The organism is Lutibacter sp., assembly GCF_040883305.1.
GTDB lineage: Bacteria > Bacteroidota > Bacteroidia > Flavobacteriales > Flavobacteriaceae > Lutibacter.
Map to the genome: position 1 here is coordinate 1 of NZ_JBFLKT010000373.1, position 10,051 is coordinate 10,051.

11 protein-coding genes and 1 pseudogene are annotated in these 10,051 nt (G+C 29.7%); 10 read left to right on the forward strand and 2 right to left on the reverse strand.

What is annotated here, in order from left to right; translation table 11 throughout:
• Positions 1–185: 185 nt before the first annotated feature.
• From AB1Z17_RS11965 to AB1Z17_RS11980, 4 genes are all read left to right on the forward strand, one after another.
• Positions 186–677, forward strand: a complete 492-nt coding sequence (locus AB1Z17_RS11965) for an RNA polymerase sigma factor (RefSeq protein ID WP_368052023.1) — start codon at positions 186–188, stop codon at positions 675–677.
• Positions 661–1,317 (forward strand): hypothetical protein, encoded by a 657-nt coding sequence (locus tag AB1Z17_RS11970; protein ID WP_368052024.1) that lies wholly within the window; start codon positions 661–663, stop codon positions 1,315–1,317. Before AB1Z17_RS11965 ends, AB1Z17_RS11970 begins: the two co-directional genes overlap by 17 nt.
• Positions 1,318–1,428: 111 nt before the next feature.
• On the forward strand, positions 1,429–1,881 hold the full coding sequence (locus AB1Z17_RS11975) for a hypothetical protein (protein ID WP_368052025.1): 453 nt from the start codon (positions 1,429–1,431) through the stop codon (positions 1,879–1,881).
• Positions 1,882–1,992: 111 nt separating this feature from the next.
• Positions 1,993–3,399, forward strand: a complete 1,407-nt coding sequence (locus AB1Z17_RS11980; protein WP_368052026.1) for an alpha/beta hydrolase family protein — start codon at positions 1,993–1,995, stop codon at positions 3,397–3,399.
• 181 nt (positions 3,400–3,580) lie between these two features.
• Here AB1Z17_RS11980 and AB1Z17_RS11985 read toward each other — a convergent pair whose 3' ends face one another.
• On the reverse strand, positions 3,581–4,321 hold the full coding sequence (locus AB1Z17_RS11985) for a tol-pal system YbgF family protein (RefSeq protein ID WP_368052027.1): 741 nt from the start codon (positions 4,319–4,321) through the stop codon (positions 3,581–3,583).
• 2 nt (positions 4,322–4,323) lie between these two features.
• On the reverse strand, positions 4,324–4,905 hold the full coding sequence (locus AB1Z17_RS11990) for an RNA polymerase sigma factor (protein WP_368052028.1): 582 nt from the start codon (positions 4,903–4,905) through the stop codon (positions 4,324–4,326).
• 118 nt (positions 4,906–5,023) lie between these two features.
• Here AB1Z17_RS11990 and AB1Z17_RS11995 point away from each other — a divergent pair, with 118 nt between their 5' ends.
• The 6 genes and pseudogenes from AB1Z17_RS11995 to AB1Z17_RS12020 form a co-directional block, all read left to right on the forward strand.
• The gene (locus AB1Z17_RS11995; protein WP_368052029.1) at positions 5,024–6,076 is read left to right on the forward strand and encodes a hypothetical protein; all 1,053 of its coding nucleotides are present in this window, start codon (positions 5,024–5,026) and stop codon (positions 6,074–6,076) included.
• A gap of 212 nt (positions 6,077–6,288) precedes the next feature.
• Positions 6,289–7,011: an energy transducer TonB gene (locus tag AB1Z17_RS12000; protein ID WP_368052030.1), complete on the forward strand. Its 723-nt coding sequence runs from the start codon at positions 6,289–6,291 to the stop codon at positions 7,009–7,011.
• A 305-nt stretch (positions 7,012–7,316) separates the two neighbouring features.
• Complete coding sequence (locus AB1Z17_RS12005; protein WP_368052031.1) at positions 7,317–8,048, forward strand: energy transducer TonB; 732 nt, start codon at positions 7,317–7,319, stop codon at positions 8,046–8,048.
• 346 nt (positions 8,049–8,394) lie between these two features.
• Positions 8,395–9,138: a deoxyribose-phosphate aldolase gene (gene deoC, locus AB1Z17_RS12010; protein WP_368052032.1), complete on the forward strand. Its 744-nt coding sequence runs from the start codon at positions 8,395–8,397 to the stop codon at positions 9,136–9,138.
• Position 9,139: 1 nt separating this feature from the next.
• Positions 9,140–9,715: an acyltransferase gene (locus AB1Z17_RS12015; protein WP_368052033.1), complete on the forward strand. Its 576-nt coding sequence runs from the start codon at positions 9,140–9,142 to the stop codon at positions 9,713–9,715.
• 1 nt (position 9,716) lies between these two features.
• Positions 9,717–10,051 (forward strand): annotated as a pseudogene (locus AB1Z17_RS12020) (gliding motility protein RemB); the annotation flags it as partial.

Genomic DNA, 10,051 nt, shown 5'->3' on the forward strand with positions numbered 1-10,051 from the left:
AGGGAATTAATTATAAAGTGAAAAATAGCTTTTCAAAATAGCTGTTTTTCACTTTTATTTTATATTAAAGAATATAATTATTGTATAGTTGGTTTAATTGGTAACATTAACTAGTTTCTTTTTCATAAATTTAAAATGGAGTGTAATAATTTATAATTTAAACCACTAACTAATAAAAAACAATATTGAGCAGCGATTTTTATAAAACGTCTATTTTACCTTTTTCGGGAATAATTATCAAGTTGTGCAGGGCATATACAGATTCACAAGAGGATTTTGAAGATTATTATCAAGAAGTGTGTTTGCAAATTTGGAGGAGTAAAGATAACTTTCGAGAGGAATCGGAATGGAGCACCTGGGTGTACCGTATTTCATTAAACGTTTGTTTAACCTTACTTAAAAAAAAGAAAAACAATCGTCAACATTTTGTTTCTGACTCTTTACCTGCTGAAGAAACTGAAAATAATTATGCCTTTTCAGATGAATCTCTAAATCTGTTATATGATGCTATTAGAAAATTATCAGAAATAGACAGAGCCATTATTATGCTTTATTTAGAAGAAAAATCTCAAAAGGAAATCGCTGAAATTATAGGAACGAATCCAAATAATATTGGGGTACGTGTTAAAAGAATTAAAATGAAATTAAAAAAAATATTAGATGGAAAAATCAATTGAAGATATATGGAAAGAAGGCTTCCTTAAAAGTGATGCATTAGTAGCACCAAAAATAAACAATCTTTATAACAAAAAATCGATTCATATTATTGATAAATTTAAAAGAATGTTTAAAATAAATTTGATTGCAATTGTTGTATTCTCATTTATCTTTTTAATTGTAACATTTTTTATTGGAATCCCCTTAATGGGTGTTATATTTTTTGTAACTCTTATGACCCTTGTTATTATTAATAAGAAGTTGTTAAATGGTTTAGAAGCAATAAATACAGGTGAAAATAGCTATCAATACTTAAAGACATTCAATCAATGGGTAAAAAAGCAAGTTGCTATAAATAAGAAAATGTCTACATTTTTGTACCCCATTGTATTTATATCATTTATTCTAGGTTTTTGGTTTAAAGATACAGAGGGCATTCCTTTAGGTGAAAGACTTGTGGGTGAAATTCTGATAGGTTTTCCAGATATTTATTTGATATATGGAATTCCATTGATAGGAATTGTTATAGCATTATTAATTTTAGGTTTACTAGCATTTTTTGGAGGTAGAATTTACCAATGGGATTTAAACCTTGTTTACGGAAGAGTGTTTAAAAAACTGGAAGAATTAATGGCCGATATAGAAAGTTTACGAAGTTAAATACCTCTTAACTATGGATGTTTAAAGCATTTTTAATTTTTTTTCAAAAAAATAAGTTTTATATGTAATAATTTATTCTTTGTGCCACTAACCAAGAAAACATTAATTAGTATGACATTACAAGAAGCCTATAACTTTATTGAAAGTTTAAAAACAGAAGCAACTAAAAAGTATGAAATTAAGGTTTATGAAAAATTTCTGCATATACTTTCCGAATTGAAAATTAGAGAATTCTCAAAAGACGAAATTCAATCCATAGAAACGGAACTTGAAAGTTTAGATTTAAAATCAAATCCTGAAAACAAAAAAAAATTCATTAAAAAAGCACTCACTAAATTTGAAAAATATTTAAAGGATACATTTTCCTTAACTTCCAAAGGGTATTATATCAATTTATATGGCGGTTTAGGATTGTCATTCGGTTTGCTCTTTGGGGTTGCAATTTTATCAAATCTTGAACGCTCTTTAGGTATTTCTTTAGGTTTAATTGGAGGTATGGTCGTCGGTTCATTGATAGGGCGTCAGAAAGAGACTCAAGTTAAAGCTGCAGGCAAAATGCTTTAATTAGCACATAGCAAACATCTTCCATTACTCAATAATTAACACTATTTCTTTTCAATATAATAAGGTTAAATAAACGTTGGCTTAGATATTTACACTTAAAATTTAACAAACATGAAAGCACTAATAATAACAACATTTTTAATAGTATTCTCTATAATAAATGCAATCTCACAAGATATTTCTGGAGAATGGAACGGAAAAACCAAAAGAGGAGATAAATTAATCACCTTTGTTTTTAAAATAAAACAAGAAAACTCTAAGTATTCAACTACTATGGATGTTCCAACGTTCAGAATTTCTGGCATAAAACCATCAGCTACAACTTTTATAAACGGAAAGTTAATAATTGATGGCTCTAATGTTGGTATGGACTATACAGGAGTTTTTAATACTGAAGCGCAACAATTTGAAGGAACTTATAAAGAAGGAGGAGTAGAATTGGTATTAAATTTAAAAAAAGGCGCTGTAAAAATAGCAGATTCTAGAAGACCACAAGAACCTGTGAAGCCTTATCCCTATTATGAAGAAGAAGTAGTTTTTGAAAACACAGAAGTGAACGTTTCATTGGCAGGTACTTTAACCTTACCAAATAAAAATGGGAAATTTCCTCTTGTAATTTTAATTAGCGGAAGCGGCCCACAAGATAGAGATGAAAGTTTTATGGGACACAAACCTTTTTTAGTGTTGTCGGATTATTTAACAAGACAAGGTATTGGAGTATTGCGTTTTGATGATCGTGGTCACGGAAATTCTACAGGTAATTTTGGAAATGCAACAACAGAAGATTTTTCTAAAGATGTATTGAGTGCAATTGCATATTTAAAAACTAGAAACGATGTAGACATAAAAAATATTGGTTTGATTGGTCATAGTGAAGGTGGAATTATAGCTCCTTTAGTGGCAAATAATTCAAAAGATATTGCTTTTATGGTATTGCTAGCTTCTACAGGAATATCTGGAGCAGAATTGTCCGTAATGCAATCTAAAACATTAAGACAGTTTCCTGTTAAAGATGAAGTAGCTTATGAAAAAAATACAAGAAGAGCTATTGCAATTGTAACCTCTAATAATAGTGAATCTGATATTAAAAAAGAATTGACAAAGCATTATAATGATTTTTTAAGACCAATTTTAACTTCTTTAAATGTGCCAGAAAAGAATATCAATTTATTTATAGACGGTCAAATAAGAACAAGTATAAAGCCATGGTCACGCTTTTTTTTACAATACAACCCTGCTGATGAAATTGAAAAATTACAAATCCCAGTATTGTCATTAAATGGAAGTAAAGACTCCCAAGTAAATGCAAAAATAAATCAAGAAGGAATACGAAAAGCATTAATCAAAGGTGAGAATAAAGATTATAAAATATTAGAATTAGAAAATTTAAACCACTTTTTTCAAGAGTGCGAAACAGGAAAGATGGATGAGTATAGAAAAATAGAGCAAACATTTTCTCCAACTGCTTTAAAAGAAATTTCTAATTGGATTTTGGAAATAATGAAATTAAAAAAATAAAAGCAACGCTGTGTATGAAAATAAGTGCTTACAATCTTATTAGTATATCCTTAACGTTGACATGCATTACGAAAATAAATCCACTTAGCTAATTTAATATTAAGGGTGAGTTTATATGAATACTTTTTTACTAGGAACAATACTAGCTAATAATTGCTACCTCTCAAAGTCGTATCAAATATTACAATTTCCTTAATAATTTTATAGCCAATTTATATTCCTCAGCACTTTCTGGTATTGTTTTAAGCGTATTTTTACAAGCTTCAAATTGTTCTTGTTTTAAATAACTTAAAGCTTTATACCATGTTGCTTTGGTTGAAAAAGCTGAGTTTCCTGTACTAATTTTATCAAAAATGGTTTCTGCTTGCGTGAATTTATCCATTTCTAATAAACAGATTCCTTTGTATAATTGTAGTTCAATATCGTTTGGAAATTCGGCTTCAAGCACTGTTAACTGCGCAAAAGCTGTTTTATAATTTTTAGTATTAAAAGCTGTTGCTGCTTTTGTTATTGTTTGGTTATTATCGCCTCTAACTGTAAATTCTAAATTAGTATGATTTGCAAAATCGCTATAAACTGGATTCCCATTTTTGAAGATAAAAAAGCCAATTAGCAATGCAATACTTGCAGCAACCATCAGTTTTTTGTAATTAAAAAGTGAGATTATTTTAGATTTCTTTTTAATAACTTTTTCTTCTTTAATAAATTGATTTCCTAAATTAGTTAAGGTTTTTCTAAGTTCTTTTTCGCCTTCTTCATTTTTAAATTTTGAGGACAAAGAGGTTTCCAACGCTTTATAAATTTCAAATTCTTGTTTAAAATCAGCATCGGATTGTAGCTTTTCTTCAAAAGCTGTTTTTTCCATTTCTGTGAGTTCGTTTTTCAGGTAGCTTTCAAACTCAATATATCTTAATTCTTCCATTTTTAAAAGTCTTTTAGTTGTTGAAATTCATTCGAATTTTTCACTAATTGGGTTAATTTACCCATACATTGCGATTTCTTCTTACGAGCATAACCATACGTTACGCCTAAAAATTCTGCAACTTCTTCCATCGACTTTATTTTGAATGTAGCTTTTAATAATTCCTGGCATTTTGCCCCTAATTCTTTAAATTTTGATTCAAAAAGCTGATTTTGTTGTTCAAATAATTCAGTTTCTTCAACTTGCTGTTCGTGCTCGTCTTTAATAGATGCTTCATCTTCTAAAATTGTTACCCTGTTAGTTCCTCTTTTTTTAAGTTCGTTTAACCACCTCCTTTTACATAACAAATAAAAATAAGCATCAAAAGGACAGGTTAGTATAAAATTCTTCTCTTTTGCTTGGTGATAAATAATTACCAATGTTTCTTGAATAATATCCTGTGCATCGTCTGCATTTCCGTTATTGTTACGTACATAAGAAACTATTTTATGCGAAAATTTCTCATATAATTTAGAAAGCACTCTACTGTCGTTCTTTAACAAAGCCTCTATATAGATATGATCTGCGTGTGGTTTCTTATTCATTTAAAAGTATTAGATATAGCTAATTTAATTTTTTTTTATCAGAAAGGGGTAACAATTTATAATTGTGTTGATATGTAAGTGTAAAACAAAATTAAAAACAATATAAAATTTAATAATTATGAAAACACAAAAACAAAATTTCACAAACTTAAAAAATAGTAAAGTAGTGAGTAACATTTTTAAAAGCGTATTAGGATTATCATTAATAGCAACTTTTGCAAGTTGTATATCAGATCCAGATATTGAAGATACAAAACCACAACCAGACGGAATTGCATTAAACAATAGATTTCTGGACAATAGAGAAAATGCTTTAGAAGAATTTACAATTGATGCCGCAACTGGAGGAATGATTACAGGATCACAGGGTACAAATGTTACTTTTCAGCCAAATTCTTTTGGAATAAATGGATCACCAATAACCGGAAATGTAACCGTGCAATTAATTGAAATTTATGATAAAGCTGGAATGGTGATTAATAATCGTTCCACTTTAGGCGAAAAACCAAACGGAGATAAAGAAGCATTAAAATCGGCTGGTCAGTTTTTTATCGATGCTAAACAAGGTGCAAATGAATTAGAACTATTAGAAATGGCTTCAGTTGAAAGCCGACCGGTAGATTTTGCAGATTTGGATGGTGGTATGAAAATATTTAGAACAGGACTAGATAATGATTGTGATGGAATTGATGATGATTGTGATTGGTTTGAAGCCGATGAAGATAATAATGGAGAGCAAGATGATGCTCAAATAAGAGATGCACAAGGTGCAGATGGAGCGTTTGCAACATATAATTACAATATTGGATCGTTTGGATGGACAAATCTTGACAGATGGTACAACTTTGCTGGTGCAACAACAGAAATTTTTATTGATGTTCCTGCGGAATTTAATGAAGACAATTGTGCGGTGTATTTATCATATGACGGAGAACCAACCGCTTTGGCTAGAATGGATGTTTACAATACAACATTAGAACTATTTACAGAGCATTATGGATTAATTCCAGTAGGATTAGAAGTACATATAATTATGGTTGCAGAAATTGATGGTGTACTACATTACGCAATCCAAGGAACAACAATTGTAGATGAACATATAGAAGTAATTTCAAGTTTAAGTCCAATAACCCAACCAGCTTTAGAAAGTTTAATTAACGGATTACCTTAAAATATTACAATTGCGAACAGTTAGAAATAGGTTAATAACTGGGAAAAGGCTATCATTTTGATAGCCTTTTTTTTTGGTACGTTTTTTGCTTTAACATAATTTTAACATTTATCCTCAAATTTTTTGTAGTAAAACGAATCTTCTCAATTCCACTCAATAGGATTCAATAAAGTGTACAAATAATTGAAAGGATATCATAAAACCTATAAATTATGATTAAAAAACATCCAAAAGCAAATTTAGAGAATTACAGTAAATTATTTGCACAATTAGGCTTAGTATTATCGCTTTTTATTGCGTATCTACTCATTCAAAACAAAACATTCGACAATCAATTTGCAATTCTATCAAGTCAAGACAGGCAGTTAGTTGATGAAACAGAACAACTTATTGATGTCAAATTTGAAAAACCAAAGTTACAATCACAACCACCAAAAAAGGTAATTATTGCTGTTATTGATCAGGTAAAAGATGATGAAGATATTATTGAAACTTTATTAGATCTAATAGATGTTGACGCTCCAGTTGATATTTCTAATATAAAAGATGTGAAACTAGATGAAGAATTTAAGCCAGAAGACGAGGTAGATTATGTGTTTTTAGAAGAAGCACCATTGTTTCCGGGATGTAAAGGTACAAATGAAGAACGAAAAGCTTGTTTCTCAAAACAAATTAGCAAGTACATTAATAGAAAATTTAATGCAGGTTTAGCAGAAGAATTAGGATTGGCTCCAGGTGTTCAAAGAATTTTTACACTATTTAAAATCGATAAAAACGGTAATATTGTTGATATTCAAGCCAGAGCACCTCATAAAAAATTAAAGGAAGAAGCGATAAGAGTTATTAATTTATTACCTAAAATGGAACCAGGAAAACAACAAGGAAAACCGGTTAAAGTGCGATATTCTATGCCAATTGTTTTTAAAGTGGAATAAAAAAAGAGTTTGTTTGAAAAATCTTGGAAAAGGTCATTCTGAACTTGATTCAGAATCTCATTATATTGGTAATCCATCACTAGAATAATCGAGTTCAGATTCACCAAATTTTCATTTTTCTGGCATCTTTTTTTAGCATTAAATAATTGTTTTTAAAACAAAATTTTTGTAAATTTAATATGAACATAATCTTGTAAGAGACTTCAGTTTTACAGATTTTATAGTTGCAGTTTCTTGCATTATAAATAAGGCTGTTTTTTAACAGTTTATAATTTCTTTTTTTGTTAATTTTAAAATAGGTAGCTATGGAAATTAAAAAATATCCTGATGCCGTTCTCGAAAATTATTCTCGAATTTTAGTTCAACTAGGTCTCGTTTTAGCACTTTTTATAGTGTATGAATTTATTCAGATGAAATCCTATCTACGCCCCATAGAAGTATTGTCTGGAGCCATTATAAGTGAAGATGATGATGAGGTATTAGTAGAAATTAAGCCAATTGAAGTACAAAATACACCACCACCAAAAACCGTTATACCAGAAAAAATAATTAAAGTTGAAGATGAAATTGATATTCAGGAAACTGTAATTGAAAGTACTGAAACAGACGAGGCTGAAGCTATTTTTATTGATTTGAATACAGCTATTGTAGATGTTAAAGAAGAAGAAATAGTAGAGGAAGATGTGCCTTTTGTTGTTATTGAGGATGTTCCAATATATCCTGGATGCACAGGAAATAAAGAAGAACTTAGAAGTTGTTTTTCAGAAAAAATTTCAAAATTTGTGTTACGTAATTTTAATTTGGAAATTGCAGCAGATTTAGGATTACATTCGGGAAGTATTCAACGTATATTTGTAGTGTTTAAAATTGATACTAATGGTAAAATTACAAGTATCAAAGCTAGAGCTCCACATAAAAAATTACAAGAGGAGGCAATTAAAGTGGTAGGTTCTTTGCCAGTGATGACTCCTGGAAAACAAAGAGGCAGACCTGTAACTGTAAGTTATGGATTGCCTATAGTTTTTAAAATTGAATAGCTAAAGTAATTTTTTAATCTAAAAGAATTCTTCAAGGTTTTGCCTTATGGTTTTCGCTGAAGTTGTTATTTTATGTTGCGTTGTCATTCCTGTGAAAACAGGAATCTATACCAATCCTAAATAAAAAACCCAAAGCCATTAAAATCTCCATTAATTATATGTTAATAGAATAAACAACCTCTTTTTCATAGATTTAACTTTATTAAAAACCGGTTACTTAATGCATTTGGGTTTCCAGAAAATTAACTTAGAGAACAAGAAAAAGAAAGTGTGAAAAAATCGAAAACCTATGTGTTTTGAGTATATTTGTTATTCAAATAATTGAAATAGCATAAATTATAATACAATGAATATCAATCAATACTTAGATTCTACATATTTAAAAACGGCCACACAAGCTAATATTACAGAAGCAGCAACCAAACAAAATGTAATAGATTTGGTAAATGAAGCTATTGAAAACAACTTTAAATTAGCTATGATTAGGCCAGAATTTGTAGCAATGGCAAAAAATATGGTGAAAGAATCAAATTCTGAAGTGTTAATTGGAACAGTAATCGGATTTCATGAAGGAACTTACACAACAAATGATAAACTATCTGAAGCACAAAAAGCAATAAATGATAATGTTGATGAGTTAGATTTTGTAGTTAATTACAATGCATTTAAAGAAGGGAAAATAAATTTAGTAAAAGCCGAGGTTTACAAAGGTACAAAGTTAGCGCTTGATAATAATAAAGTTGCAAAATGGATTATAGAAATTGCTGCGTTAACCAATGAAGAAATTATAGCGTTAACACAATTAGTGCGCGATGTAGTTTTAGAAAATTTTGGAGAAGAAAATGCAGCAAATGTATTTGTAAAATCATCAACAGGATTTTTTAAGACAGAAGGAGGTAAACCAAACGGTGCTACTTTTGAAGCAATGGAATTAATTGTTGAAAATGCAAAGCCATTGCCAGCAAAAGCGGCAGGTGGTGTTCGGAATTATGAAGATGCAGTTAAAATGGTTGAAATGGGAGTAACCCGAATTGGAACATCTTCAGCAAAAGTAATAACCGAAGGAAATACAGCAAAAGAAGGATACTAATATGAACAATTATTTTGCACATGAAACCGCAGTAATTGATGACGGTTGTGAAATTGGAGCTGGTACAAAAATTTGGCATTTTAGCCATATAATGCCAAATTGTAAAATTGGTAAAAATTGTAATTTAGGTCAGAATGTTGTGGTTTCACCAAATGTTATTTTAGGTGAAAATGTAAAAGTTCAAAACAATGTTTCTATTTATTCAGGTGTAATTTGCGAAGACGATGTTTTTTTAGGGCCTTCAATGGTTTTTACCAATGTTATAAATCCTAGAAGTGCCATTGTAAGACGTGGTGAATATCAAAAAACAATGGTAAAAAAAGGAGCGAGTATCGGTGCAAATGCAACTATTGTTTGTGGCAATAATATTGGAGAATATGCTTTTATTGGAGCAGGAGCTGTGGTAACAAAAGAGGTTTTGCCATACGCTTTAGTAGTTGGTAATCCTTCCAAACAAATAGGTTGGATAAGCGAGTACGGACACCGATTAAAGTTTAACGAACATGGTTTTGCAAGGTGCAAAGAAAGCGGTGAGAAATATCAATTAAAAAATAATAAAGTAGAAAAAATAGCATAATTTGGATACAAGGAAAAATATATTTTTAAGCGTACTTTTTTTATTATTTTCAGTGGTAATATTTTCGCAAGCAGAAAAATATCCAGTTTTTTCAGCCTGTGAATCTGAACAAATCGAAAACCTTCCTACATGTTTTAAAAATGAGGTGAAAGACGCCATTATTTCGGAATTTGAAATCCCTGAAACTATACTTCAACAAAATTTTAAAGGTTTAATTAATGTTGTTTTTATTGTAGATGCAACTGGAAATTTTAAAGTGTTGTATGTAAATTCACCGTATAAAGAATTAAAAACGGAAGTGGAACGTGTTTTTAAAACGCTTCCTAAAATAACACC

Bases quoted from the DNA above. Each gene is read 5' to 3' on its own strand.
- deoC (WP_368052032.1), top strand. From the start codon at position 8,395: ATGAATATCAATCAATACTTAGATTCTACATATTTAAAAACGGCCACA.
- AB1Z17_RS12000 (WP_368052030.1), top strand. From the start codon at position 6,289: ATGATTAAAAAACATCCAAAAGCAAATTTAGAGAATTACAGTAAATTA.
- AB1Z17_RS12015 (WP_368052033.1), top strand. From the start codon at position 9,140: ATGAACAATTATTTTGCACATGAAACCGCAGTAATTGATGACGGTTGT.
- AB1Z17_RS11990 (WP_368052028.1), bottom strand. From the start codon at position 4,905: ATGAATAAGAAACCACACGCAGATCATATCTATATAGAGGCTTTGTTA.
- AB1Z17_RS12005 (WP_368052031.1), top strand. From the start codon at position 7,317: ATGGAAATTAAAAAATATCCTGATGCCGTTCTCGAAAATTATTCTCGA.
- AB1Z17_RS11985 (WP_368052027.1), bottom strand. From the start codon at position 4,321: ATGGAAGAATTAAGATATATTGAGTTTGAAAGCTACCTGAAAAACGAA.
- AB1Z17_RS11995 (WP_368052029.1), top strand. From the start codon at position 5,024: ATGAAAACACAAAAACAAAATTTCACAAACTTAAAAAATAGTAAAGTA.
- AB1Z17_RS11980 (WP_368052026.1), top strand. From the start codon at position 1,993: ATGAAAGCACTAATAATAACAACATTTTTAATAGTATTCTCTATAATA.
- AB1Z17_RS11970 (WP_368052024.1), top strand. From the start codon at position 661: ATGGAAAAATCAATTGAAGATATATGGAAAGAAGGCTTCCTTAAAAGT.
- AB1Z17_RS11975 (WP_368052025.1), top strand. From the start codon at position 1,429: ATGACATTACAAGAAGCCTATAACTTTATTGAAAGTTTAAAAACAGAA.